This window comes from Rhodanobacter sp. G1 (assembly GCF_055397855.1).
In genome coordinates this window covers 1,956,042-1,981,680 of record NZ_AP039674.1, presented here as the reverse complement: position 1 = coordinate 1,981,680, position 25,639 = coordinate 1,956,042, and the positions used below count along the sequence as shown (strand labels likewise).

Annotated in this window: 24 protein-coding genes and 1 riboswitch; of the genes, 14 read left to right on the top strand and 10 right to left on the bottom strand. The window is 68.6% G+C overall.

Annotated elements, in window-relative coordinates; translation table 11 throughout:
• Window positions 1–54: 54 nt before the first annotated feature.
• Entirely contained in the window at window positions 55–501 is a 447-nt protein-coding gene (azu, locus tag ACZ5Z2_RS08925) for an azurin (protein ID WP_464761599.1), read from the bottom strand.
• Between the two features lie 149 nt (window positions 502–650).
• Between azu and ACZ5Z2_RS08920 the strand changes: the two genes are divergently transcribed.
• The gene (locus tag ACZ5Z2_RS08920) at window positions 651–1,295 is read left to right on the top strand and encodes a divalent metal cation transporter (protein WP_464761598.1); all 645 of its coding nucleotides are present in this window, start codon (window positions 651–653) and stop codon (window positions 1,293–1,295) included.
• 332 nt (window positions 1,296–1,627) lie between these two features.
• Window positions 1,628–3,025, top strand: a complete 1,398-nt coding sequence (locus ACZ5Z2_RS08915) for a hypothetical protein (RefSeq protein WP_464761597.1) — start codon at window positions 1,628–1,630, stop codon at window positions 3,023–3,025.
• Between the two features lie 177 nt (window positions 3,026–3,202).
• Here the strand turns inward: ACZ5Z2_RS08915 and ACZ5Z2_RS08910 are convergent, their stop codons facing one another.
• The 4 genes from ACZ5Z2_RS08910 to ACZ5Z2_RS08895 form a co-directional block, all read right to left on the bottom strand.
• The gene (locus ACZ5Z2_RS08910; protein WP_464761596.1) at window positions 3,203–6,322 is read right to left on the bottom strand and encodes an efflux RND transporter permease subunit; all 3,120 of its coding nucleotides are present in this window, start codon (window positions 6,320–6,322) and stop codon (window positions 3,203–3,205) included.
• Window positions 6,319–7,476 (bottom strand): efflux RND transporter periplasmic adaptor subunit, encoded by a 1,158-nt coding sequence (locus ACZ5Z2_RS08905; protein WP_464761594.1) that lies wholly within the window; start codon window positions 7,474–7,476, stop codon window positions 6,319–6,321. The genes ACZ5Z2_RS08910 and ACZ5Z2_RS08905 overlap by 4 nt, the downstream gene beginning before the upstream one ends.
• Window positions 7,476–8,918, bottom strand: a complete 1,443-nt coding sequence (locus tag ACZ5Z2_RS08900; protein WP_464761688.1) for an efflux transporter outer membrane subunit — start codon at window positions 8,916–8,918, stop codon at window positions 7,476–7,478. The genes ACZ5Z2_RS08905 and ACZ5Z2_RS08900 overlap by 1 nt, the downstream gene beginning before the upstream one ends.
• Before the next feature lie 463 nt (window positions 8,919–9,381).
• The gene (locus tag ACZ5Z2_RS08895) at window positions 9,382–9,684 is read right to left on the bottom strand and encodes a hypervirulence associated TUDOR domain-containing protein (protein WP_464761593.1); all 303 of its coding nucleotides are present in this window, start codon (window positions 9,682–9,684) and stop codon (window positions 9,382–9,384) included.
• Between the two features lie 239 nt (window positions 9,685–9,923).
• Window positions 9,924–10,065, top strand: a riboswitch (molybdenum cofactor riboswitch).
• Here ACZ5Z2_RS08895 and moaA point away from each other — a divergent pair.
• The 11 genes from moaA to ACZ5Z2_RS08840 all read left to right on the top strand — a co-directional run bounded on the left by moaA (window position 10,058) and on the right by ACZ5Z2_RS08840 (window position 18,646).
• On the top strand, window positions 10,058–11,038 hold the full coding sequence (gene moaA, locus ACZ5Z2_RS08890; RefSeq protein WP_464761592.1) for a GTP 3',8-cyclase MoaA: 981 nt from the start codon (window positions 10,058–10,060) through the stop codon (window positions 11,036–11,038). (Overlaps the previous riboswitch by 8 nt.)
• A 3-nt stretch (window positions 11,039–11,041) precedes the next feature.
• The gene (gene moaCB / locus ACZ5Z2_RS08885) at window positions 11,042–12,040 is read left to right on the top strand and encodes a bifunctional molybdenum cofactor biosynthesis protein MoaC/MoaB (protein ID WP_464761591.1); all 999 of its coding nucleotides are present in this window, start codon (window positions 11,042–11,044) and stop codon (window positions 12,038–12,040) included.
• 8 nt (window positions 12,041–12,048) lie between these two features.
• Window positions 12,049–13,290 carry a molybdopterin molybdotransferase MoeA gene (locus ACZ5Z2_RS08880; protein ID WP_464761687.1) on the top strand — a complete coding sequence of 414 codons (1,242 nt, stop codon included), beginning with the start codon at window positions 12,049–12,051 and terminating at the stop codon, window positions 13,288–13,290.
• Window positions 13,287–13,547 carry a MoaD/ThiS family protein gene (locus ACZ5Z2_RS08875; protein ID WP_464761590.1) on the top strand — a complete coding sequence of 87 codons (261 nt, stop codon included), beginning with the start codon at window positions 13,287–13,289 and terminating at the stop codon, window positions 13,545–13,547. Before ACZ5Z2_RS08880 ends, ACZ5Z2_RS08875 begins: the two co-directional genes overlap by 4 nt.
• Window position 13,548: 1 nt before the next feature.
• Entirely contained in the window at window positions 13,549–14,046 is a 498-nt protein-coding gene (locus ACZ5Z2_RS08870) for a molybdenum cofactor biosynthesis protein MoaE (protein WP_464761589.1), read from the top strand.
• Window positions 14,030–14,602 (top strand): molybdenum cofactor guanylyltransferase, encoded by a 573-nt coding sequence (gene mobA, locus ACZ5Z2_RS08865; RefSeq protein WP_464761588.1) that lies wholly within the window; start codon window positions 14,030–14,032, stop codon window positions 14,600–14,602. The genes ACZ5Z2_RS08870 and mobA overlap by 17 nt, the downstream gene beginning before the upstream one ends.
• Complete coding sequence (locus ACZ5Z2_RS08860) at window positions 14,599–14,949, top strand: hypothetical protein (protein WP_464761587.1); 351 nt, start codon at window positions 14,599–14,601, stop codon at window positions 14,947–14,949. Before mobA ends, ACZ5Z2_RS08860 begins: the two co-directional genes overlap by 4 nt.
• A 5-nt stretch (window positions 14,950–14,954) precedes the next feature.
• A complete protein-coding gene (locus tag ACZ5Z2_RS08855; protein ID WP_464761686.1) occupies window positions 14,955–15,857 on the top strand; it encodes an extracellular solute-binding protein in 903 nt (300 codons plus the stop codon).
• 8 nt (window positions 15,858–15,865) lie between these two features.
• Window positions 15,866–16,621 carry an ABC transporter permease subunit gene (locus ACZ5Z2_RS08850; protein ID WP_464761586.1) on the top strand — a complete coding sequence of 252 codons (756 nt, stop codon included), beginning with the start codon at window positions 15,866–15,868 and terminating at the stop codon, window positions 16,619–16,621.
• On the top strand, window positions 16,621–17,619 hold the full coding sequence (locus ACZ5Z2_RS08845) for an ABC transporter ATP-binding protein (RefSeq protein ID WP_464761585.1): 999 nt from the start codon (window positions 16,621–16,623) through the stop codon (window positions 17,617–17,619). Before ACZ5Z2_RS08850 ends, ACZ5Z2_RS08845 begins: the two co-directional genes overlap by 1 nt.
• A gap of 103 nt (window positions 17,620–17,722) precedes the next feature.
• Complete coding sequence (locus tag ACZ5Z2_RS08840; RefSeq protein ID WP_464761584.1) at window positions 17,723–18,646, top strand: bestrophin family protein; 924 nt, start codon at window positions 17,723–17,725, stop codon at window positions 18,644–18,646.
• A 72-nt stretch (window positions 18,647–18,718) separates the two neighbouring features.
• Here ACZ5Z2_RS08840 and fdhD read toward each other — a convergent pair whose 3' ends face one another.
• Window positions 18,719–19,555, bottom strand: coding sequence for a formate dehydrogenase accessory sulfurtransferase FdhD (fdhD, locus tag ACZ5Z2_RS08835; protein ID WP_464761685.1), 837 nt, complete (start codon window positions 19,553–19,555; stop codon window positions 18,719–18,721).
• Window positions 19,556–19,601: 46 nt separating this feature from the next.
• The gene (locus ACZ5Z2_RS08830; RefSeq protein ID WP_464761583.1) at window positions 19,602–21,911 is read right to left on the bottom strand and encodes an FdhF/YdeP family oxidoreductase; all 2,310 of its coding nucleotides are present in this window, start codon (window positions 21,909–21,911) and stop codon (window positions 19,602–19,604) included.
• Window positions 21,912–22,175: 264 nt separating this feature from the next.
• Between ACZ5Z2_RS08830 and ACZ5Z2_RS08825 the strand changes: the two genes are divergently transcribed.
• A complete protein-coding gene (locus ACZ5Z2_RS08825; RefSeq protein WP_464761582.1) occupies window positions 22,176–22,931 on the top strand; it encodes an EAL domain-containing protein in 756 nt (251 codons plus the stop codon).
• 547 nt (window positions 22,932–23,478) lie between these two features.
• Here ACZ5Z2_RS08825 and ACZ5Z2_RS08820 read toward each other — a convergent pair.
• The 3 genes from ACZ5Z2_RS08820 to ACZ5Z2_RS08810 form a co-directional block, all read right to left on the bottom strand.
• A complete protein-coding gene (locus tag ACZ5Z2_RS08820) occupies window positions 23,479–23,967 on the bottom strand; it encodes a universal stress protein (protein WP_464761581.1) in 489 nt (162 codons plus the stop codon).
• A 162-nt stretch (window positions 23,968–24,129) separates the two neighbouring features.
• On the bottom strand, window positions 24,130–24,993 hold the full coding sequence (locus ACZ5Z2_RS08815; protein ID WP_464761580.1) for a universal stress protein: 864 nt from the start codon (window positions 24,991–24,993) through the stop codon (window positions 24,130–24,132).
• A gap of 25 nt (window positions 24,994–25,018) precedes the next feature.
• A complete protein-coding gene (locus tag ACZ5Z2_RS08810; protein WP_464761579.1) occupies window positions 25,019–25,597 on the bottom strand; it encodes an N-acetyltransferase family protein in 579 nt (192 codons plus the stop codon).
• Window positions 25,598–25,639 lie beyond the last annotated feature (42 nt).

The window sequence follows — 25,639 nt, the reverse complement described above, 5'->3', positions numbered from 1 at the left end:
CGATTCCGGCCATCTCTTGCGGGATGGCCGGAACCCATGTGGCATGCAGGCCGGCTACTTGCCGAGGCTAAGCGTGCCCTTCATCAGCGCGGCATGGCCGGGGAAGGTGCAGAAGTAGGCGTACTGCTCGCCGGCCTTGAGCTTGGCCACGTCGATCGTCGCGGTGTCGGACTGGCCGCCGCCGATCAGCTTGGTGTGGGCGATGATGCGCGTGTCGCCGGGCTTCTCGTAGCTGTTGGCGGCGCCGGCCTGCATGCCGTCGGCGATCACGCCGGCCTCGTCGGATGCGTGCGCCAGCACCCAGTTGTGGCCCATCGCGGTCACCGGAAGCTTGCCGGTGTGCTTGAGCGTGACCTTGAAGGTCTTGCAGGCCTTGGGCACGGCGATCGAGTGGACGTTGTACTGCATCGCGTCGCTGGCTTCGACGGTGGTGCCGCACTCGGCGGCCATCAGAGGGCTGCAGGCGAGGCCGAGCAGGACGAGGGCAATCAGTTTGCGCATGGGTATCGCTCCGTGGGGAAAAGGGTCGGGGCGATTCTGCGGACGCCATCGCCGGACGGCACTGACCTGCGTCAGTGCGGACGGCGTGGCCGCACTCCGACAATGCGGCGAAAAGTCATTCCGACATCGGACGACATCGATCCATGGACATGCAGGCGAACGGAGCGGAGTTGCGCACCGGACAGGTTGCGGAGAAGGCGCTCGCCGGCACGACGATGCGCGGGAGGCCGCGCTGGCTGCGCTTCCTGGCCGTGGCGGGCCCGGGCATGGTGGTGATGCTGGCGGACACCGACGCGGGCAGCCTCGTCACCGCCGCGCAGAGTGGCGCGGAGTCGGGCTATCGCCTGTTGCTGCTGCAGGCGGTGATGGTGCCGATCCTGTTCGTCGTGCAGGAGCTGACGGTGCGCCTGGGCATGCTCGGCGCCTCGCTGGTGGCCGCCATCGTGGTGGCCCTGACCGCGGCGCGCGCGCTGGGCGAGGTGATAGGCTTCGAGCACTCGCTGCGCCACCGGCCGCAGGAGGTGCCGTGGTTCTATGGCGCCTACGCCCTGATCCTGGCGCTGGGCGGCGTGCTGGTCGCCTCCGGCGCCAACCTGGTGGAACTGAGCGTGGGCGTGCAGGTGATGAACGCGCTGCTGCTGCCCATCGTGCTGGGCTTCCTGTTCCTGCTGGCCCGGCGCGTGCTGCCCGAGCCGTACCGGCTCAAGGGCGCCTATGCGGTCGTGGTGGGCACCACCATCGCGCTGACCGCCGGGCTTGGCCTGTATGCGGGGATCGCCGGGCTGCTCGCCTAGCCCGGCCCGCACGCGGTGCCGCTCAAATCCGGCGTGGTGCCGCACCGGCAGATCCGTCTGCTTGGCGTCATCCGTCAATATCTTCCTTCTTGAGGACTTCACCCGACCTAGGCGAGACTCTCTCATTCAGCCGCCTGCCGGTACGACCTGTGGCGGTCTGTTGAGGAACGGCCTGATGGCTTGAACCGCAGACGATCCACGTGCCGGCCAGGCACGCCAGAGGTCGACCGGTGGAATCAGGCCCGGGCGTACGCCGGGTTCGATGGCCCGGACGCGCTCCCAGAAGGCGGATTTTCGGGATTTTCCATACTGTCCTGCCGTTGGAGATACACATGCCGCTCCTTGCCCAAATCGCCGCGGAATCTTCCGCCATCAGAACCGCCTGGGTGACCCCATTGCCTTCGAGCACCACGGCACGCTTGCCCTGGACTGGTCACAAGGCAACCAGCGAGTCGCAGTTTTTCACGTCTCTCTACAAGATCATCAAAGACCAGCACGGGCCCATCTGCCAAACCAGCACGGACATGAGCAATCTGGATTTTCCCGGGTGGTTCAACTACTTCTTCAATGAAGCGAAATCGTTCGTCAATGGGCAGGCGGCAATCGAAGAGGATCTCGGCCGTATCGCCAGCCTAATGTTCGATCTGGATGTAACGGGCGTTGGAAATGCCGCGAAGATCATTTTCAACTCAGGTTTCCCGTTGCCGTTGTCAACCGCTTTCGCGGCCAAATTGTCTTCTACGCCAGGCACTGTCCCCAAAGGCATTCTGACGTACCTGTTCGAGCTTGGCTTCGAAGAAGCCACCATGACCACGGCCGGCGATTATTTCGGCAAAACGCTGGCCTTGAAATCCAACATGACGGATGGCGTTGCCGTGCGCTCGAGCAAGGGCAGTTTTGTCTTTGCCTACCGGGGCGACACGCGGGAGGTTTCGACCATCATCAGCCAAGGCGGCGCAAAGTGCAGGGCGGAGCTCGATTTCTGGCGTCGCGACGCAGGAGTCAATGCGCCCTGGCACCCCTGGGGCGACATCGACGAAAAATGGAAAAAGATGTGGTTCCGAAAAGGATCGGCGGACAACGATTACTTCACTTTGAACAGCCTGGCGAAAGAGTTTCATATCTCATGCGCCTACCCGATGTTTCGATCCTTTGAAATCCATCAGGACATGGTCGGCCCAGCTTCCGATTGGACGGCAACGCAACGCGCCAGGTTGGCCGCGAAAAAAATCACGCTCCGCCACGTCTACGACAAGCGCGGTTCAAGCTGGAAGGAAGTCCCCTGCGACGAAACGCGTGTCTTCGCATGCGCCATCGGTAGCGACATCGAAGCGGCAACGACGTTCGAGCTGAACAACTACCCGGAGAGCGCGATACGCAACGTCGGACTGGAAGACATGATCGCATGGATCAAGGTGCGTCGATTCCACCACCCGCCCGACTCGCCCCATGAACATTACGACAGCACGCGCATCAGCCCTTCCATGACGATAAAGACCATGACATGGGGCTGGGTGCGCTCGGAGGAGGAGACCCGCGCATCGTTGGGCTGCACTCCCGATGGCATCAAGGTCATCGCGGCCAAGCTGCAGAACCTGATGGGCAAGGTATTCGACATCTCCCACACGAGTTATTTTCCGGAAGCGAGCTATGACGTCGATCGCGTGCAAACCACTTCGACGACGCCGACCGTTCCGGTCATCCGGCCCGTGAAGCTGACGAGCCGATAGTTCCCGGAATGGCTGGCCGCCGGAACCGCCCATTCCCGGCACGCTGGCTGAAGGCGCCGTCAGGTTGCCGTAGCCGACCGGATTCCCTCATCGTCGTCAACGAAGATCGCGCATCACGGGGCGATCCCCTTAAGGGGATCGCCAAGCCGCTCGCGCAGGCAGCCCGGCCCTGGCCGGTCACACCTGCAGGCGGTCTCCTTGGCGCGCCACCAGGCCGTAGAGCGCGGGCGCCAGGAACACGCCGATCACCAGCCGCGAGAGCATGCCGGCCACGATCACCAGCGCGAACGGCCGTTGCGAGTCGGTGCCCACGCCGGTGGCGACGGCGGCGGGCAGCAGGCCAAGCGCGGCCACCAGCGCGGTCATCACGATGGGGCGCAGGCGCAGCAGGGAGGCTTCGCGGGTCGCTTCGGCGATACCCATGCCGCCCAGGCGCAGCTCGTTGACGCAGGAGATGTAGACCACCGAGGTCAGCACCGAGACGCCGAACAGCACGATGAAGCCGATGCCGGAGGACACCGAGAACGGCGTGTCGGTGAGCCAAAGCGCGAGGATGGCGCCGATGGGGGAGCTGAGCAGCACGCCGAGCACGGTGATGAACGGGAACTTGAAGTTGCCGTACAGCACGAACAGCAGGCCGAAGATCAGCAGCACCGTGAGCGGCAGGATCACGTCCATCTGCGCGCGCGAGGCGGTGTATTCCTTGTACTCGCCGCCCCAGTCCAGCCGGTAGCCCTGCGGCAGCTTCACCTTCTGCGCCACCTGCTTGATCGCGTCGCCCACCGTGCTGGCGAGGTCGCGGCCGCTCACCGAGAACTGCACGCCGATGTAGCGCGAGCCGTCCTCACGGTAGATGAAGGAGGCGCCGTTGCTGACGTGGATGTCGGCCAGCTCCTTCAGCGGCACCTGCTGGCCGCCGGGGGTGAGCAGCGGGATGTCGCCGATCGCCTGCGGGTTGTCGCGGTACCGGTGCTGCAACCGCACCACCAGGTCGAACTGCTTCTCGCCCTGCGTGACCTCGGTGGCCACGTCGCCGCCCACCGCCGCCTCGATCATGCCGTTGACGTCGGCCACGTTGAGGCCGTAGCGCGCGATCGCGGCACGATTGATGTCGATGGCGAGGTTGGGCTGGCCCAGCTCGTGCACCAGGGTGACGTCGGTGATGCCGGGCACCTGCTCCATCGCCTGCTTGATCGTCTTGCCCTTGTCCTGCAGCGTCTTCAGGTCGGGGCCGTACACCTTCACCGCCAGCGAACTCTTCAGGCCGGTCTCGGCCTCGTCCACCGCGTCCTCCGCCGGCTGGGTGTAGTTGAAGTCGATGCCGGGGAACACTTCGAGCTTCTTGTTGATCGCGTCGATCAGCGCCTGCTTGCTGGCGTACTTGCCGCCCCACTCGGAGTAGGGCTTGAGGCCCACGAAGAACTCCACGTTGAAGAAGCCGGTGGAGTCGGTGCCGTCGTCGGGACGGCCCAGCTCCGAGGTCACCGTGGTCACCACCGGGAAGGAGTGCAGGATGGCGCGGATCTTCGGCGTGATCTCGGCGGACTTCTGGTAGGAGATGGTGTACGGCATGGTGGCGCGCACCCACAGCGCGCCCTCGTCCAGCTTGGGCATGAACTCGGCGCCGATGCGCGGCACCAGCAGCATGGCCAGCGCCAGCAGCAGGGCGGGGATCGCGGCGGTGCGCCAGCGGTTGGCCATGCAGCGATCCAGCACGCGCGCGTAGGCCGCCTGCAGCCTCTCGAAGATCGCGTTGCGCCGCTCGCGCACGCCCTTGCGCATGAACAGCGCGCACAGCACCGGCAGCAGGGTCAGCGTGACCAGCAGCGAGCCGACCAGGGCGAAGATCATGGTGTCGGCCATCGGCTTGAACAGCGTGCCGGACGGCCCGGTGAGCACGTAGATCGGCAGGAAGCTGGCCACGATCACCGCCACCGCGTAGACCAGCGGGCGATCCACCTCGGAAGCCGCGCTGCGGATCACCTCGCGGATGCCGTACTCCGTGCCGTGGCGCTTCGCCAGCTCGCGGAAGATGTTCTCCACCATGAAGATCGCGCCATCCACCAGGATGCCGAAATCCACCGCGCCGATGGAGAGCAGGTTCGCCGAGGCGCCCTGCAGCTGGATGCAGAAGAAGGCGAACAGCAGCGCCAGCGGGATCGTCGCCGCCACGATCAGGCCGGCGCGCACGTCGTACAGGAAGAAGATCAGCACCGCCACCACCAGCAGCATGCCCAGCAGCAGGTTGCGCTGCACGACGTGGGTGGTCTGCGCGATCAGGTCGCTGAGGTCGTAGAACGGGTGGATCTTCACGTCCGGCGGCAGCACGTGCTCGTTCAACTCGCGGGTCTTGGCCTCCACGCGCGTGAGCACGTCCTGGGTCTTCTGCCCGGTGAGCATCAGGATCACGCCTTCCACCGCGTCGTTCTGGCCCATGTAGCCGAACTCGCCGAGGCGCGGCGCGATGCCGATCGCGACCTTGCCCACGTCCTTCACCAGCACCGGCGTGCCGTTGTGCACGGCCAGCACGATGTTGCCGATGTCCTCGGTCGTCTTGATCAGGCCCAGCCCGCGCACGTAGAAGAACTGGCCGCCCTGCGTGTAGAAGCCGCCGCCGGCGTTGCCGTTGTTGGCCGCGATGGCCGCTTCCACCTGGCTTACCGACAGGCCCTGCGCGGCGATCTTCGCGGGATCGAGCTGCACCTGGTACTGCATGTTGCCGCCGCCGAACGCGGAGTCGTCGGCCACGCCGGGCACCGAGCGGTACTGCGGCGCGATCACCCAGTCCTCCAGCGTCTTCAGCTCCATCGGCGAGCGGTCGGTGCTCTCGAGCACGTAGCGGTAGATCAGCCCCGACGGCGAGGACAGCGGCGACACCGAGGGCGCCACGCCGCTGGGCAGGGTGATGCCGCTGAGCCGGTTGAACACGCGCTGGCGCGCCCAGTAGTTGTCGGTGCCGTCGTTGAAGGTGAGGGTGACGTCGGACAGGCCGTACAGCGAGATCGAGCGCTTCACCGAGAGCTTCGGGATGCCGCTCATGCCAAGCTCCACCGGCACCGTGATCAGCCGCTCCACCTCCTCGGCGGAGTGGCCCGGCCACTGCGTGATGATCTCCACCATCGGCGGCGAGAGGTCGGGATAGGCGTCCATCGGCAGGCGCTTCAGGGCCCACATGCCGGCGCCGACCAGCAGCGCGGTGAGCAGCACGATCAGCAGGCGCTGCTCCAGCGCGAACGCCACGATGCGGTTGATGAAGGAAGCCGGACGCGCTCCGGGGGGCGGCGTCAACTCGTTCATTGGGTCTGGATGAAGCGCACGAAGATGCCGCCCTCGGTCACCACCTTGTCGCCGGCCTTGAGGCCATCGGCGATCAGGGTGCGGTCGCCCGTGCGCACGCCCAGCGTCACCGGGCGGCGCGCGTAGCTGCCGTCGGCTGCCTGCACGTACACGAAGGGCAGGTTCTCGTCGTCGCGCAGCACCGCGCCCACCGGCACCAGCAGGCCGCTGGCCGCCGCGGCCGAGGCGATCCGCACGCGCACGTACATCTGCTTCTTCAGCAGGCCGCCAGGGTTGTCCACCTCCACGCGCGCGGCCACCGAACGGGTGTCGGGATCGACTTCCGGCGACACGTTGGCGACCTTGCCGTGCAGCGTCACGCCGTCACCGGCTTCCACCTCGGCGACGTCGCCGGGCTTCACCGCGGCGAGGTCGCTGTCGAACACCTGCGCCATCACCCACATCTTCGACACGTCGGCCACGGCGAAGCAGGGCGTGCTGCCCGCCTGCAGCAACTGGCCGGGCGTGATCGAGCGCTGCACCACGGTGCCGGCCATCGGCGCGCGTATCGTCGCCTGCACGCTGGCCACCGGGCGGCCCTGCTCGACGTCCTTCGCCACCTGCGGATCGACGTTCAGCGCCAGCAGCGCTTCGCGCGCGGCGTTGCTGTCGGACTGGGCGCCGACCGCGTCGGACTGCGCCTGCGCGTTCTCGCGCTCGGAGATCGCGTGGTGCGCGTAGAGATCCTTGTCGTTGGCGGCCACCTCGGCGGCGGCACGCGCGGCGGCCAGCGCCTTGCGGTAGCCGTCCACCGCCGCGGCGAAATCGGGCGAGGCCACCGTGGCCAGCGGCTGGCCCTGCTTCACCTGTTCGCCCAGGCTCACCAGCACCTTCGTCACCGGGCCGGAGAACGGCGCCAGCACGGCGGTGGAGCGGTTCTGGTCGTAGTCCACGATGCCGGTGGTGTCCACCGTGCGATGGAACGAGGACGCCGCCACGGTGTAGAGCTTGATGCCCTGCTGCTGCGCCGCCGTCAGCGTGACGTTGTGCGGCGTGTCGGCCGCGACCGCTGTCGCGTTCTGGCCTGACGAGCAGCCGGCCAGCGCGATGGCGGCGGCCAGCATCGTTGCGGGCACGATGCGGCGGGGAAGGGCGGGGAAGGGTGGTTTCGTCATCACTGCTTGCTCAATTCCTGGTGATGCCACCAGCCACCGCCCAGCGCCTGGTACAGCGCGGCGGTGTCGGCGAATCGGTTGGCCTGGGCCTGCACGAGGGCGATGCGCGCCTGCTGCCAGGTCTGTTCGGCGGTCAGCCATTGCAGGTTGCCGGCGTAGCCGTCCTTGAGCTGGCGCCGGGTGAGATCCAGCGTCAGCTTCGCCGCCTGTTCGGCCTTGGCCGCGGACTGCAGTGCCTGCGCGTCCTGATCCAGCGCCACCAGCGTGTCGGCTACGTTCTGGAACGCGGCCAGCACGGTGCCTCGGTATTGCTCGGCGGCTTCGTCGTAGGCCGCTTTCGCCGCGCGCTGCTGGTGGAGCAGGGTGCCGCCCTCGAAGATCGGTGCGGTGATGTTCGCCGCCGCGTCCCAGAAGCCGGTGCCCGCGCCGAACAGCCTGGAGAACTCCAGCGCCGTGCTGCCGGCGTCGGCGCTGAGCGTGATGTTGGGCAGGCGCGCCGCGGTAGCGACGCCGATGGCCGCGCTGGCGGCATGCAGGTTGGCCTGCGCCTGTCGCACGTCGGGGCGCTGTTCGACGAGCTTAGACGGCAGGCTCAGCGGCAGGTCGGTGGGCAGGTGCAGGTCGTCCAGCGAGAGGCGATCCTGCGGCGCCTGCGACGGGAACGCCCCCGTGAGCACCGCGAGCTGGTCGCGCTGCTGCGCGAGCTGCTTCTGCAGCGGCGGCAGGGCGGCCCTGGCCTGCGCGAGCTGCGATTCCTGCGCGGCGAGGTCGACGCGGCTCGCATAGCCCTTCGCGTACTGGTAGCGCAGGATGCCCAGCATCTTCGCGGTGGCGGCGATCTGCCAGCGCGTGGCATCCACCTGCGATTGCAGCGCGGCGAGCTGGATCGCCGCCACCGCCACGTTCGACGCCAGCGTGTTCCACGCCGCGATCATCTGGAAGCGCGCGGCCTGCTCCTGCGCCTGCAGCGATTCCGCCGCGCGGCGATTGGCGCCCCACACGTCCGGCGTGTAGGACACCGAAAGCTGCGGCGTGTAGAGGTTGTACAGGAAGGCGTTGGACGAGGGCACCGGCGCCAGCGAGCCGGCCTGCCGCTGGCGGTTGGCCGAGACGTTCGCCGACACGCTGGGCCAGAAGGCGCCGCGCTGCGCCAGCGTGTTCTCGTGCGCCACGCGCAATGCGGCCTGTGCGGCCTTGAGATCCGGGTTGTGCGCCAGCGCCTGCGCGATCAGTGCGTTCAGCGGCGCGGAGTGGAACAGCGTCCACCAGTCGCCGGGAACGTCCGCGCCCGGTGCGAGATGCTGGGCCGCGCCGCCCGCCACGTGCGCCGTGGCGACTGTGGCGGCCACCGGTTTGGACGTATAGCCGTCCACCGCGGGGGCGGCTGGCGCCTTGAAGTCGGGCCCCACCGCGCACGCCGCCAGCAGCAGCGCGGCGGCCATCGGCGCGACCCGGCGCAGGGCATGCGCCGCGGATGTCTGGACAGACGGAATGGAAGCCATGCGGAACCCGTACTCGTTGCTGCGTTCTGCTCCGACAACGGGTATCCCGTGCGGCACGGTGGGTGAAGGTACGTTATAACATTAGCCTTCGGCAACGCTGCATTTTCTTGCGATGCCGGCCGACGTGCCGGGCGCCCCGGCGCCGTGGCGGTGGTGATCCGCCGCACGGCCGCTACGCGGCGCGCGGTTTCGACGATGCGCGCACGCCTTGGCCTGCACGTGCTGGCTTAGAGCCTGTTCACGATCTCCCCATGACCCGCGTTGCCTTGCCGTGGCCGTCAGGTGGTAGTGCGTGGCGCAGTGCTTGCCTGGCTGGCAAGCCAAGCCGCGCGCTGCCGCATGGCGGCCACGGCAAGGCAACCCGAAGGGCCGGGTCTGTTTGCCCCCATCCCTGCGTCATCACTCAGTCGTGGACGGACGTCCACTCCTTCGTTCTTCCTTGATCTGCGTGCAAACAGCTCCCGGCGCGGGCCATGGGGAGATCGTGAACAGGCTCTTGGATGAGCCGCAGCGCCTTGCCCTTGTGCATGGCGACGTGGTTGGTCTTGTCGCTCTGAATCTCGTACTGCGGATCGTCGGGAGTCGCGTGGTGGGCATAGCCCTTGTAGTCCACGTCGCCGGTGTGCACGCGCACGATACGGCCGCTGACCCGGCCGGCCTCGGAGTTCCACGTCACGTGGTCGCCGACCTTGAAAGCACCTGTCATGACGCACCTCGCCTTGGTGTTCGCACGGTTGATCGTGCCATCCAGCTAGCGTGCGGCAAAGGGCACGATCGAGCTGCCGTCCAGTTCCCCCAGCGGCCGTTCGGCGAAACCAGCTCGACCAGGCCGCCCAGGCCGATTTCCAGCCGCGCGGCATCGTCGGGGTGGATCTCGACTATAGGGTTCCTGCGCGCGAACCGGCGGCCGGCCCTGATCGACAGGTGGCGGGATAAGCACGACAATCGCCGGTGAAACTCCGAGGCGCGGGATCTTCGTTTCTTCGTCAAGAAACATGGTGTCGCGTCCGTGGTTCTAGGAACCACCGGGTGGACGGGGAAACGCGTTCGCCTCCCGATCTTGGAAAGGAGCACATGGCATGACCCCGCTGGCCGATCGCTACGGTCGCCGGTTTCCGTACCTGCGGCTGTCGATCACTCCCGCGTGCAACTTCCGCTGCACGTACTGCCTGCCGCACGGCTACCGTGCCGACGCGGGCATGCCGGGGCCGTTGTCGCTGGAGGAGATCGCGCGCCTGCTGCGCGGTTTCGCCGAACTCGGCATGCGCAAGCTGCGCATCACCGGCGGCGAGCCCAGCGTGCGCCACGATCTCGCCGGGGTGCTGCGCACCGCCGCCGCGACACCGGGCGTGACCAGGCTGGCGATGACCACCAACGGCACGCTGCTCTCGCGCCGTCTGGGCGAGTGGATGGACGCCGGCCTCAACGCGATCAACGTCAGCGTGGACAGCCTCGACCGCGCCGCTTTCGCGCGCATCACCGGCCACGACCGGCTGGACGACATCCTGCACGGCATCGACATGGCGCTGGCCGCCGGCCTGCCCACCAAGCTCAATGCCGTGCTGCTGCGCGGCGTCAACGACGACGCGCTGCCGCGCTGGCTGGATTACCTGCGCGACCGCGCGGTGGGCCTGCGCTTCATCGAGCTGATGCAGACCGGCGACAACCTGGACTACTTCCGCCAGTACCACGTGCGCACCGAGACGCTGGAAGACCAACTGCGCGACAGCGGCTGGCAAGCGCTGCCGCGCGCCGCCGACGCCGGCCCAGCGCGCGAGTACCGCCACCCGGATTATGCCGGCCGCATCGGCATCATCGCGCCGTACTCGAAGGACTTCTGCGCCGGCTGCAACCGCCTGCGCGTCACCGCCGCCGGCGACCTGCGGCTGTGCCTGTTCGGCGAGTTCGGCATCCCGTTGCGCCGCCACCTGCAGCGCGACGACCAGCTCGACGAGCTGGTGCGCGCCATCGGCGGCCAGATCGGCCGCAAGGAGCAGGGGCATTTCCTGCACGAAGGCCGCACCGGCATCACGCCCCATCTCGCATCCACCGGAGGTTGATCCATGCCCCAGCGCGAGGAACGCGCGTACTTTCACATGGCCGACGTGCGCCGCAAGCGCGCCACCGCGCGTCGTGCGGTGGCGGTGGGCGAGCTGTACGCCGGCAGCGCCTTCGACGACATCGTGGCGAGGCGGCTGCCCAAGGGCGACGCCATCGCGATGGCCGAGATCGCCGGCCTGCAGGGGGCGAAGAACGCCTCGCAGCTGATGCCGCTGTGCCACCCGCTGCCGCTGGAATACCTGGAGCTGCGTTGCGTGCCGGAGGCCGGACGCCAGGCGATCCGCGTGTACTGCGAGGTGGCCACCTGCGCCCGCACCGGCGTGGAGATGGAGGCGCTGGCCGGCGTCAACGCGGCCCTGCTCACGCTCTACGACCTCACCAAGCCGGTGCAGCCGGCGCTGGCCATCGGCGGCGTGCGGCTGTTGTTCAAGGAAGGCGGCAAGAAGGGCCTGTGGCTGCATCCCGACGGCATGAGCGAGGCCGAGCGCGAGCACTACCGTCCGCGCGCCACGCCGCGGCTGGAAGGCGTGCCGGCTGCCGTGGTCACCCTGAGCGACCGCGCCCATCGCGGCGAGTACGAAGACGTCTCCGGCGCCTTGCTGGTGGAACGCCTGCGCGCGCTTGGCGCCGACGTCGGCCCCGCCGAAGTGCGTGCCGACGAGGCTGAACCGCTGGCCGCGCGCCTGCGCGAACTGGCCGCCGCCGGCGTGCGCCTGGTGCTGTGCACCGGCGGCACCGGGCTGGGGCCGCGCGACGTGACGCCCGAGGCGCTGGCGCGGGTGGCCGAGCGCCGCGTGCCCGGCATCGCCGAAATGTTCCGCAGCGAGAGCAGCCAGCACACCCCGCTGGCCTGGCTGAGCCGCGCCGAGGCGGTGCTGCTGGCCGGCACGCTGGTGATCGCCTTGCCCGGCAGCGCGAAGGCGGTGGCGCAGGGCATGGATATCCTTGCGCCCATCCTCGCGCATGCGCTGGCGATGGTCGCGGGCGAGGGCCACGCATGAGCCACGCGCTGCTCGATCCGGACGAAGCCGTGCGCCTGATCCTGGCCGCTTGCGCGCCGATGCCCGCACAGGCGGTTCCCGTGGCCGAGGCGATGGGCCGCGTGCTCGCCGCGCCGGTATCGGCGCCCGGCGCGCTGCCGCCGTTCGACAACTCGGCGATGGACGGCTACGCCCTGGGCGGCGGCGCCGAAGCGCTTGCCGCAGGCAGCGAATGGCCCCTCGAAGGCGAACAGGCCGCGGGCGACGGCATCGCGCGTGCACGGCGCGGTGCGTGGGAGATCATGACCGGCGCGCGCCTGCCCGACGGGCTGGATCGCGTGATCCCGGTGGAGCAGACCGAACGGCTGGACGCGCCGCCGCGCGTGCGCCTGCTGGCCGGCGTGATGGCGGGTGAAAACGTGCGCCGCGCCGGCTCCGACGTACCGGCAGGCGAGACCGTGCTCGCCACCGGCTCGGTGCTGGCGCCGCAGCATCTGATGCTGCTCGCCGCGCTGGGCATGGCGAGCGTGACGGTGGCCGAGCGCCCGCGCGTGGCCGTGCTGTGCACCGGCCGCGAACTGGTGGACGATTCCGCCGCGCCGCTGGCCTCCGGGCAGATCCGCAATTCCAACGGCCCCTTCCTGGCGGAACGCCTGCCGCGGGCCGGCGCCGAGCTCGTGCACGTCGAGACGGTGGGCGACGAGGTGGACGCCTTCCTCGCCGCCTTCGCGCGGGCACGCGCCGCCGGCGCGCGCGCGGTGGTGTCCACCGGCGCGGTGTCGATGGGCCGCTACGACTTCGTGCCGCAGGCGCTGGAACGGCTGGGCGCGGAGGCCATCTTCCACAAGGTGGCGATCCGCCCCGGCAAGCCGCTGCTGTTCGCGCGCCTGCCCGACGGCACGCTGTTCTTCGGCCTGCCCGGCAATCCCATCGCGGTGGCGGTGGGGCTGCGCTTCTTCGTGGAGCCGGCGCTGCGCGCCATGCTGGGCCTGCCGCGCGAGGTGCTGTGGCGCGTGCCGTTGGCGAACGACTACGCGAAGAAGCCGCGCCTGCGCTTCCATCTCAAGGCGCGCGTGGCGCTGGACGGGCAGGGACGCCTCGCGGCTGCCGTGTTGCCGGGGCAGGAGTCCTACCGCATCCTACCGCTGGCCGAAGCCAACGCCTGGGTGGTGGTGCCGGTGGATGCCGCGGCCTTGCCGGCGGGCACGCTGGTGGAGGTCTGCGGTCTGGGCCATATGGAAAGCCCGATCATCGACGGAGGCGTGGCATGAAGACCCGGATCGCGCTGTATGGCGCATTGCGCGAAGCCGACGCCAGCGGCTACGTGGAACTGGACGTGCCTGCCGGCAGCCGCATCGCCGAACTGCGCGAGCTGCTTGCCGCCTACCTCGCCGAACGCGCGCCGGCGATCCCCGCGGGACTGGTACGGCGCAGCGCCTTCGCCAGCGCCGAGGAAATCCTGCATAACCATCGCGCGGTGCCCGAGGGCATGGAGCTGGCCGTGCTGCCGCCGGTGAGCGGAGGCTGAGATGGACGACCTGCATGTCGCCGTGGTGGAGCGCCGCGTGGCCAGGCTGGATGTCGCCGCAGCGCTGGAGTTCGTGGCCGACCCGCGTTTCGGCGGCATCGCCAGCTTCATCGGCCGGGTGCGCGACCACAACGTGGGCCGCGTCGTCACCGGAATCAGCTACGACCTGTTCGAGCCGCTGGCGCTGCGCATGTTCCGCGCCATCGGCGAGCGCGCGCGGGCCGAGGTGGGAGCGCCGCTGAAACTGTGGATCGCCCATGCGAAAGGCGATCTCGCCATCGGCGACCTCGCCGTGGTGGTGGCCGCAGGCACGCCGCACCGCGACGAGGCCTTCCGCGCCTGCCGCCTGGCCATCGAGGCGGTGAAGCACGAGGCGCCGATCTGGAAGCAGGAGCACTACGTGGACGGCGACAGCGCCTGGAGCGAAGGCTGCTCGCTGTGCGAGGAGCAGCGCGAAACCGAACGGCACGACCATGCCGGCCATGCCCACGGCCACTGAGCGGCGGCCATGCATCGGCGTGGTGCTGGCCGGCGGCCAGTCCACCCGCATGGGGCGCGACAAGGCGTTGCTGGACTGGCACGGCCATCCGCTGCTCGAACGCCAGCTCGACGCGCTGCGCGCATCCGGCGTCGACGCGTTGCAGGTGAGCGGCGATCGTCCCGGTTACCGCGGTGTCGCCGATGCGCGGCCCGGGCTCGGCCCGCTGGGCGGCCTGGCCAGCATCGTGGCCGGCGTGGCGGGCGAAGCCGATCTCCTGGTGATCCCGGTGGACATGCCGCTGCTTGGCGCCGCGCTGTTGCGCCGGCTGCGCACGGAACAGCCGCAGGCGCACGGCCTGCGCTGCGCCGGCCATGTGCTGCCGATGCGGCTGCGCCTCGATGCGGAAAGCCGTGCGCTGCTCGACGCGCTGCTGCGCGAAGGCGAACCGCGCCGCCGCTCGCTGCGCGCGCTGCAACAGGCCGTGGACTGCGCGGAGATCGCGCTGGCCGACGACGAAACCATGCAACTGGCCGACTGCAATACCGAGGCAAGCTGGCACGAGGTGAACCGATGAGAGTGCAACTGCAGGGACAGTCGCTGCGCCTGCGCATCGACGAGGCGGAACTGGCGGAACTGCTGGCCGGTGGCACGGTGGAAAACGCCACCCGCTGGCCTGACGGCCGCAATGAACGGCAGCAGCTTGCGCTGGCCGCGCAGTATGGCTGGCGGCGCGGCGACGGGAGCTGGCGCATGGAATTGTCCGATACGGCGGTGCGCGAACTCGCCGCGCGCCTGCCCAGCCGCGACGGCCTGTCGTTCGAGTTGGCGTTGCCCGGGGCGGGCGTGCTCGATGTGCTGTTCGACGTGGACGTGCGCGACAGCGTGCGGCAACGCCATGCGAACAAGGAGGGCAGGGCGTGAGCCGCATGCCGTATCGCCTGCGCTGGCTGGCGCCCTTGTTCCTGCTGTCCGGCCTGGCCGCGCTGGCCGGCGACGCGCCGGTGCTGCGCGTGGCCTATGCCGGCTCGATGGGCGTGGTGATGGATCGGAATCTCGGCCCCGCGGTGGCCGCGGCGCAGCACGCCAGTTACCAGGGCATCGGCCAGGGTTCGTATGCGCTGGCGCGCCTGCTGGCCGGCAAGCAGTTGCAGGCCGATGCGTTCGTGGCGATCACGCCGGGCCCGATCAAGCTGCTGCGACAGGCCGGACTGGTGGAGCAGGCGGTGCCGGTGGCCAGCACGCGCATGGTGGTGGTCTACAGCCCGAAGAGCCGCTACGCCGCCGACTTCGCCGCTGCCGCGCAGGGAAGGAAGCGCTGGTACGAGGTGCTGCGCGAACCCGGTCTGCGCTTCGGCCGCACCGATCCCGCGGTGGATCCGCAGGGCGCCAATGCGCTGCTCACCCTGCAGCTGGCATCGCGCTACTACCGCCAGCCCGACCTGCTGCGGCAGGTCGCGGGCGATTTCCAGAACCCGCGGCAGATCTTCGCCGAGACCTCGCTGATGTCGCGGCTGGAAGCGGGCCAGCTCGACGCCGCCATCGGCTATGCCAGCGCGGCGTTCTCGCACCATTTGCCGGTCGTCGACCTGCCCGCCGAGATCGACCTCGCGCAGCCGGCGATGCAGGCGCCGTGGTATGCGCAGGCCGGCTTCGCGCTGGCCAACGGCAAGAAGGTCGAGGCGCAACCGCTGGTGTTCTACGCCGCGGTGCCGACCGATGCGAGACAGCCCGCGCTGGGGCGGGCCTTCGTGCAGTTCATGCGTAGTGCGCGGGGACAGGCGATGCTGCGCGAGCGCGGCTACGACCCGCCGCACGGCGATGCGCTGTGAGCAACGCCATGCGGCCACGCCTGACGACGCTCGCCGCGGCGCTGGCCTTGCTGCTGCTGGCCGCGCCATTCGCTGGCCTCGCGATCGCCACCGACTGGCGCCACTTCGGCTTCGCCCGCGGCGACGGCAATGCGGTGGCGGTGTCGCTGGGCCTGAGCCTGGTCGCGCTGCTGCTGATCGTGGCGCTGGGCACGCCGCTGGCGTGGTGGCTGGCGCGCCATCGCGTGCGCGGGCAGTGGCTGGTCGATGCGCTGCTGCTGCTGGCCCTGCTCACCCCGCCGCTGGCGATGGGCCTGCTGCTGGCCACGATGTACGGCCCCTACGGCCCGGCCGGGCAATTGCTGGAACGCGCCGGCCTGCTGCTCACCAACTCGGCGCCGGCCTTCGTGATGGCGCAGTTCTACGCCGCCTTGCCGTACTACGTGCTGGCCGCGCGCGCCGCCTTCGAGGGCGTGCCGCGCGAGCTGGAGCAGATCGCGCTGACGCTGGGCCATTCGCCCGCGCGCAGCTTCTTCCGCGTCAGCCTGCCGCTGGCCAGGCTCGGCCTCGCCGCCGCCGTGGCGCTGGCCTGGGTGCGTGCGCTGGGCGAGTTCGGCGTGGTGCTGATCGTGGCGTATTACCCACAGGGCATCCCGGTGAAGCTGTGGACGAACCTGCAGGACATCGGCCTGCCGGCGGTGTATCCGCTGCTGTGGGTGTTCTTCCTGGTCGCCTTGCCCTTGCCGCTGGCGCTGGGCCTGGCCGTGCGCAGGCGGCTGGCCTGATGCGCGTCGACTACTGCATCGAAGGCCCAGTGACGTTGTCCGCCTCGTTCGAGGTGGAAGGCTTCACCGTGCTGCTGGGCGCGAGCGGGGAGGGCAAGACCTTGCTGTTGCGCGCCATCGCGGGGCTGCTGCCGGCACGCGGCGAGCCCTTCGATGGCTTGCCGCCGCAGCAGCGCGCTATAGGTTACCTGCCGCAGGGGCACGCGCTGTTCCCGCACTTGAACGCTTGGCAGAACGTGGCCTTCGCCCTGCGCGGCGCGGATCGCCGCAGGCTGGCCATCGAATGGCTGGAGCGGGTGGGGCTGTCCGCACTGGCCGAGCGACGGCCCGCGCAATTGTCCGGCGGCCAGCAGCAGCGCGTGGCCCTGGCGCGCGCTTTGGCGCGGCGGCCGCAGCTGCTGCTGCTGGACGAGCCCACGTCCGCGCTGGATCCCGCCACCCGCGACGACGTGCTGGCCGAGCTGATCGCCGAAGTGCATGCGGCGGGCATCCCCGCGCTGGCGGTGAGCCACGACCCCGCGCTGGCCGCGGTGGCCGACCGGCTGGTGGTGATGCACGGCCGCCGCATCGTGCAGGCGGACACGCCGCTGGCGGTGCACGCGCGCCCTGCCAACGGCGCCGTGGCCCGGTTGCTGGGCCACCGCAACGTGCATCGCGGGCGACTGCTGGGAGCACCGGACACGCAGCGATTGCTGTGGCTGGATGCAAAGGTGACCGTGCCCGTGGCGACGGAGCTTCCCGGTGACGCAGTGGTGGACTGGCACATCGCGCCGGAAGCAATCGAACTGCACGAGACATATCCGGCCGGTGCCGGCGATGCCGATGGCCTCCTCGCCGCCACGCTGGAGGTGCGGCAAGCCGGCGAGCAGGGGAGCTATGTGGGCTTGCGTTGCGGGCAGGCCAGGCTCTGGGCGAAATCGCCTCCCTCGCACATCGAGGCCAACGAGGTCTGGTTGCGGTTGCCGCCCCCGGCCATCCGCTGCTGGCCACGGGATTGATTTCGCGGACAGGGCGGAGACAGGCTCCAGGGTCGTCCCCCTTGAAACACTTGCAGCCTCTTGTGCCGGAAGCATGGGGCCGCTCGTTGTATGTTAGGCGCCCATGATCGTCCGCCCGCACAACGTGCATTCCGTGACTACCCTGCTGTTCGCACGCAAGGGGTCGATCGTGCCCGTGATCCTGCCGCAGGTGCTCTACACCATGCTGCTTTCGCTGGTGGTGGTGACGGCGCAGCGGCGCGGACTGGCGATCCATTTCACTTTGAACGCGGCGCCGCTGACCCTGCTCGGACTGACGCTGGCCATCTTCCTCGGCTTCCGCAACACCGTGGCCTACCAGCGCTGGTGGGAGGGCCGCACGTTGTGGGGCGACCTGGTGATCGCCACCCGCAACCTGACCCGCCAGACCATGGCATTCATGCCGTCGCTGCCGCACGCCCGGAGACAGCGGCTGGTGCATGGCTTGATCGGTTTCACGCATGCACTGCGCCATCATCTGCGCGGCACGGACCCAGGCCCTGATCTGCGTCGCTGGCTGTCCGGCGAGGCGTACACCGCGGCGATGGCGTCGCCTCACGTGCCGAATGCCGTGCTGGGCATGCTCGGCGAAGCCTATGCGCAGGATGCCCGTACCGCCGGCCTCGACAGCATGCTGCTGGTGGAGATGGATCGCGAGCTCAACCGGATGTCCCATGTGCTGGGAGGCTGCGAGCGCATCAAGGGCACGCCGATTCCGTTCGCCTACATCCTGCTGTTGCACCGCACGGTGCACATCTACTGCTTCATGCTGCCGTTCTGCCTCATCGACTCGCTGGGATGGCTGACGCCGCTGGCGGTCGGCGTGTTGGCCTATACTTTCTTCGGCCTGGACGCCATCGGCACGCAGATCGAAGATCCCTTCGACCTGCTGCCCAACGACCTGCCGCTGGATGCGATCAGCCGCAACATCGAGATCAACCTGCGCAGCCTGCTCGGCGATCCCGATGTTCCTGCGCCGCTGGAGCCCAAGGACTTCGTGCTGACCTAGTCGGCATGAGGGCAGGCGGGGCTGGTTTGCCCAGGCTTGCGTCGGGCATCCGATGTCCGCAGAGCGCCTTTCCTAGTCGGAAACAAGCCGGTCGGGATGCGTGTAGACGTTGTGGCTGCCCGGCCGGGCGAAGCCGACCAGGCACACGCCGGCGCTGCGCGCCAGCTCGATGGCCAGCGCCGTGGGCGCGGAAATCGCCGCCATGAAACCGATGCCGGCCTGGGCCGCCTTGGTGACCATCTCGTAGCTGGCGCGGCTGGTCAGCAGCAGCATGCCGGCGTCCGGCGCGATGCCGGCGCGAACCATGGCGCCGACCAGCTTGTCGAGCGCGTTGTGCCGGCCCACGTCCTCGCGCACCAGCACCACGTCGCCTTCGGCGTCGGCCCAGGCGGCGGCGTGGACGGCGCCGGTGGCGGCGTTCATCGGTTGCCTGGCCGGCAGCTGGGCCAGCGCCCGTTCCAGCGCGGTGGCCCGGAATGCGCCGTGACTGCGGACGCGCCCGGGTTGGCGTACCGCATCCTCCAGTTCGCGCGTGCCGCAGATGCCGCAGCTGCCGCGGCCGGGCAGCAGGCGCTTCGCTGCCCCGTCGAGCCGTGCGGCAGGAGCTTCGGGCGCCACCGCGATGGCGAGCTGGATGCCTTCGAGCAGTTCGATCCGCTCGACGGACTGCAGTTGCGCCGGCTCGGCGATCAGTCCTTCGCTGAGCGAAAAGCCGAGGGCGAAGTCTTCCAGGTCGTGCGGCGTCGCCATCATCACCGCGAAGGACACGCCGTTGTACAGCATGGCGATGGGCGTTTCCTCGGCGACGCAATCCTCGACCTGTTCGGCATGCCCGTGGCGCCAGCGCTCGATGCGGCGCACGGCATGGCCGGGCGCGGCGGGGGGGCGGGGCGGAGCGCTGGCATCCAGCGGGATCGTTCCCGGCTTCATGCCCGTTCCGTGCTTCGGCCGCCCGTCACGCCGCGTGCGCGCGCACGATGCGCACGGGGATCGACTTGTACGATGGCGTTCCGCTGGCCTGGTCGTTGTAGTCGAGCGGCACCAGGCAGTTGCCCTCGGGGTAGTAGGTCGCCACGGAACCCCTGGCGATGTCGTGGGCGACGGCGATGACGTTGGCGAGGCGGCGCTCCGGCCCCTGGCCGATGGCCGTCTCGACGAGGATCTCGTCGCCGTGCTCGATGCCGCGCTCGGCTAGGTCGTCCGCATTCATGAACACCACGTCGCGCCGCCCGAAGACGCCGCGGTAGCGGTCGTCGAGGCCGTAGATGGTGGTGTTGTATTGGTCGTGGCTGCGAATGGTGGTCAGCGTCAGGATCGTCGGATCGGCAGGCACCGGATCTTCGTTCAATCCCTGCATGCGCAGGAATTCCGCCTTGCCGGAAGGCGTGTTCCAGATCCGCTCGGTGGGCGGCAGCGGCAACCGGAAACCGCCCGGCACGAGGATGCGCTCGTTGTACTGCGCGAAGTCCGGGAAGACCGCCTCGATGGCGTCGCGGATGAGGTTGTAGTCCGCGACGAACTTCATCCACGGCACCTTGCTGTCGGGCAACGTGGCGGCGGCCATGCCCGCGATGATCGCCGGCTCCGAGCGCAGGTGCGGCGAGGCCGGCGGCAGCTTGCCCAGCGAGGCGTGCACCATCGACATCGAGTCCTCCACCGTCACGGCCTGCGGGCCGCTCGCCTGCAGGTCGCGCTCCGTGCGTCCCAGGCAGGGCAGGATGAAGGAGTGCTTGCCGGTGAGCAGGTGCGAGCGGTTGAGCTTGGTGCCGATGTGCACCGAGAGTTCGAGGCCGCGCATGCCCGGGAAGCATCGCTGCGGATCGGGCATGGCGACGGCGAGGTTGCCGCCCAGGCAGATCAGCGCCTTCGAGCGGCCTTCGCTGATCGCCTGCATGGCCGCGACGGCGTCGTGACCGTGGCCGCTCGGCGGCTTGAAGCCGAAGGTCTGCTCGATGCGATTCAACATGTCGGCGCCCGGCTTCTCGGTGATGCCGACGGTGCGGTCGCCCTGCACGTTGGAATGGCCGCGCAGCGGGCAGATGCCCGCGCCCGGCTTGCCGAAGTTGCCGCGCATCAGCAGCAGGTTGGCGACCTGCTGCACGTTCTGCGTGCCCTGGTGGTGCTGGGTCAGCCCCATGCCGTAGGTGACGATGGTGGCGTTCGACTTGGCGTAGGCCGCTGCGACGTCACGCAGCGCCTGCATCGGCAGGCCGGACTTGGCCTCGATGTCCTGCCAGGAGGTCGCACGCACGTCGGCGGCCAGTTCCTCGAAACCGTGGGTGTGCTGGGCGATGAAGGCATGATCCAGCACCCCGGCGCCGGGCGCGCCGGCGTCTTCCATTTCCAGCAGCGCCTTCATGATGCCCTTGAGCGCCGCCGCGTCGCCGCCGACCTTCACCTGCAGGTAGGTGGACGCGATCGGCGTCGAGCCCAAGGTGGCCATCTCCACCGGGTTCTGCGGATCGGCGAAGCGCTCCAGCGCACGCTCCTTGAGCGGGTTGAACACGATGATGGGCACGCCGCGGCGGGCCACCTCGTGCAGCGTGCCCATCATCCGGGGGTGGTTGGTGCCTGGGTTGTGCCCCATCGCGATGATCAGCTCGCAGTGCTCGAAGTCGTCCAGCGAGACCGTGCCCTTGCCGATGCCGATCGATTGCGGCAGGCCCACGCTGGTGGCCTCGTGGCACATGTTCGAGCAGTCCGGGAAATTGTTGGTGCCGTATTCCCGCGCGAAGAGCTGGTAGAGGAAGGCGGCCTCGTTGGAGGCACGGCCGGAGGTGTAGAACTCGACCGCGTCCGGATCCGCCAGGCTGCGCAGGATCTCGCCGATGCGCGCCACGGCCACGTCCCAGTCGACCGCCTCGTAGATGTCCTTCTCGGCGTTGTAGGCCATCGGGTGGGTCAGGCGCCCCTCGTCCTCGAGCTGGTAATCGCTCCAGGTCAGCAGCTCGGTCACCGTATGCGCGGCGAAGAATTCCGGCGGCACGCGCTTCTTGGTCGCTTCCCACGTGACGGCCTTGGCGCCGTTCTCGCAGAACTGGAAGGTCGAGGTGTGCTGCTTGTCCGGCCAGGCGCAGCCGGGGCAATCGAAGCCCTCGGGATGCTTGGCGCGCAAGGCGTAGGGCTTGTTGGTTCGGAGCAGCGTGATCGCGGCCTCCGCGGTGTTCATCTGCTCGAAAACAGCCTTGGCCGTGGCACGCAGCGCTCCCCAGCCGCCTGCCGGGCTGTCGTAAGGGCGGATGCCGGGGATCTCTTTGTCAGCCATGTTGCCACCTCGCACATTCGGCGACGGCATCGCCGTCGGTTGCAGCCGTTGCATTGCCGGGCGATCGACCAGCGAGTGTCGATGCCGCAGGCAGCGCCCATTCCCGGCCAGGCAGGCTCGTCGCGTGGGTGCTGGGCACCACTATCCTCTTTCCGGTTTGGCGTTGTCCATCTGCGCACGGCCGCGCATCAGGCCGTGAATAGGCCCATGTATGGCTGCATGCTAGAGTGCCCGCCCACGGCCACACAGGTTTTTGGGGGATGTATGGCAGCGCCTGGCGACATCACACCCGACGCGGTGCACGAGGCCATCCTCCGGAAGGAACTCTTCCTCGAGTACCAGCCCACCGTCGCGCTCCAGGAAGGCGGGCGTTGCGTTGGCTGCGAAGCACTGGTGCGCTGGCGGCGGGGCGCGACCGTCGTCTATCCGATGGGCTTTGTCCCCGTCGTCGAGGAGACTCCCGTATCCGGGCTGTTGACCTACTGGGTCATCGATACGGTGGCCAGGGAATTGGGCGACTGGTTGCGAGAGCATGCCGACATTCACGTCGGCATCAACGTCCCTCCGGAAATCCTGGGAAGGGGCGGCTTGGAGTACGCCGCCCGCAAGGCCAACCTCGCCGACATCTGCAGGCAGATCATCCTGGAAATCACCGAGCGCGGCTTTCCGGATCGCCTGGGTCTCGAAGAACTGCGCGGATTGATCAAGGAGCATCGCCTCGTCGCCATGGACGATGTCAACCTCGACGAGAGCAACTTCATCGTGCTGTCCCGGCAGCCGGTTCCGATCATCAAGCTTGACAAGGAGCTGGTGGAGGATCTGACGAGATCGGATGGCAGGAAGCTCAAGCAGATCGCCGCATTCACCCGTTTCCGGGGCCACTACGTGGTGGCCGAGGGAGTGGAAACCCGCGAACAGGAACGCTTGCTGAAAAACGCGGGCGTGCAGTTCGCGCAGGGCTGGCTGTATTCGAAATCGGTGTCCGCCGAGGACTTCAAGGCGTTCTGCGTTTCGGGGTAGGCAAGGCATCGGGATGCGCGGAATACTTGTTGCGCGGCGAGCGTTCGCTTCGCAAGCGCTCCGGGCGACATGTCTTCCTGCGCATCCGCGTGTTGCCTTGCCTTTGAAAAAGATCGTGAACAGGCCCCGAGGCGCCTTTCCCGTTCAGGCGCACTGCTGTCCGGAATAATCTGGGGACGGTGTCGAAGGATGAAGGCCCGCGCCGCTTGCACGAAGCATTGCGAGAAGGCGACTTCATTTCCGATAACGACCACCTATCCAGACTGTCATCCCGGCGCAGGCCGGGATCCAGTAGCGACCATGTTCGCTCAGGCCGCACGGCTACTGGATGACTCGCTTCGCTCGCCCCTTCGGGGCCGCCCTGCGGGCGTTCTGCGCGCTTCGCGCTTGTCCGGCCTGCGCCGGAATGGCGAGAAAGACCGCGGCCACGAATGTTCAAAATTATTCCGGACAGTAGTGCGTTCAGGCGGCTCGTGGTGGTTCGGGTGTCTTCCGCGTAGCGAACGGCTTTCCCGTCGACGCGGAGGAGTGCGATTGCCCAAGGCTCTCAGTGGCAGACGAGAACCGGTATCGCAGCCTTCGACAGCACCTTCTGCGTCTCGCTGCCCAGGATCAGCTTGTCCAGTCCATGCCAGCCGTGCGACGCCATGACGATCAGGTCGCAGTGCTGCTCGTCCACCGCACGCAGAATTGCTTCATAGGGTCGTTCGCCGAAGGCGTAGTGGCATTCGCATGCGATGTGCTTGTCGTCGGCGAGTTTCTTCGCCTGCGCAAGATAGCCGGTGGCGTTCTTGACCGCCTGCTGGTTGTAGTCGAACTCCGAGGCGGCAATCACTTCGGTGATGTAGGCAAGCGAGTGGAAGGGCGGTACGACATGGATGACCGATACCTTTGCGCCGCAAAGCGTGGCCATGTCCAGGCCCAGCCCAAGGGCGCGCAGCGACAGTTCGGAGCCGTCGATCGGCAGCAGGATGTTGTGGAACAGGGCCGGCCCTTGCCGGGCAGTCCGTTCCTGATCGGTCGTGGCAGCATGCATCGTGATTTCTCCGGAAAAGTCCGAGCCGGCGGCATCGACGTTTCGTCTTGCCCGCGCGGTCAGTATCAGCGGCGACCGGTGCCAGCTTGTTGATCGTCGTCAACTCCGTGCGATGCATCCGCGACCCTGGCCGGTAGCGTGGCTTTCCGGGCCGGGTGAGCATCAATGCTGCATCAGCAACGGAATGTCCGCATGGAGCAGGACGTGGCGCGTGGCGCCGCCGAACACCCGCTCGCGGGTACGCGACTGGCTGTAGGCACCCATGACCAGAAGGTCGGCCTGCATTTCGTGGGCCTTGTGCAGCAGCAGCGTCCCTGTGGCCTTCGATGGCGCATGAAGGTGCTGCATCGCGACCTCCACCTGATGATGCCGCAGGTACAGCACCGGGTCGGGCCGCGAAACGCCTGGAACATCCTCGTCGGATCTGCGCATCTCGCCGTCGATCAAGGTGACGTGCCGGGCGAGCTGCAGGATGGGCAGCGCGCGGCGCAGGGCGCCCGTGGCCTCGGCGCTTCCGTTCCAGCCGATGGCGACCCGCTGGAACGCGGCTTCGCCGTTCCAGCCTGGCGGGAGGATCAGGCATGGGACGCGGCAGCCCAGCAGTGCCTCGCCAAGCACGTCGAGCGTCCGTTCGGGAGGCACCATGGCTCGTTCCAGCACGACCAGGTCGTGCCAACCGCCGAGCTGGCGCAAGGTGGGGGCGATAGGCGCGCAGGCCACCGTCCAGGCGGCGAACGGTACGCCGAGGCCCCGGGCGAACGAGGGGAAGTCCGCCGGATCGTCCGCGTCCTCGCGCTGCATTTCATCGCGCTGCGCCGGCATCAGCGGGTCGGGCTCCTCGGCGCCGCCGAGCGGGCGCAGCGGGGCGGGCACGTAGCATCCGGTGAGATTGGCCCCGAAGCGCGCCGCGATCCTCGCGCCGAGCGCGACCGCCGGGCTCCATGGGCGGGTGCAGGTGGCCAGCGCCAGCACGTCGGCGAACCGCAGGTGCCGTCCGCCGGCGCAGGCTTCGCGTTCCCCGCTCATCGGGCGATGTCCGCGCGGGCGGCTTTCACAGATCCAGCGTGTAGCGCACCAGCCGGGGATCGTCCGGCTCGGCGCCGCAGCGGAAACCCAGGCGGCCGGCCAGTTCGCGCATGGCCTCGTTGGCCGGATCCTCGATGGCGAACATCTTGCGCAGCCCGTTCTTGCGCGCGACGTCGATCAGGTGGTGCATCAGCAGCGACGCGAGGCCGCGGTGGCGCCACTCGTCGGCGACCGTGACGGCGCATTCGCACTGCTGCCCGCCGTCGCCCGTCGCATAGCGGCTCACGCCGATCTCGCGCAGGTGGCCGTCGTCGTGCACCAGCGCCACGAAGGCCATTTCGTGGCTGTAGTCCAGCTTCATCAGTTCGTCGAGCAGCGACTTGCTCGGCTCCTTGAAGTCGCACAGGAAGCGGAAGCGGCGCGTCTCCGGCGACAGCCGCTCGATGAATTCCGCCTCGAATTCGCGATCCTCCGGCCGCAGCGGACGAACCAGCACGCGCGTCCCGTCGTTCAGCGATTCGATCCAGTGGTCGCCGCTCAGCGCCGGCAGCGGCTTCGACCCACGCATCTGTATGGTGGGTGCTTGCTTCGATGAATCGGTCATGGCGGGTACCTCGGCGGCAGGCCATCGGCGATGGCGGAAAGG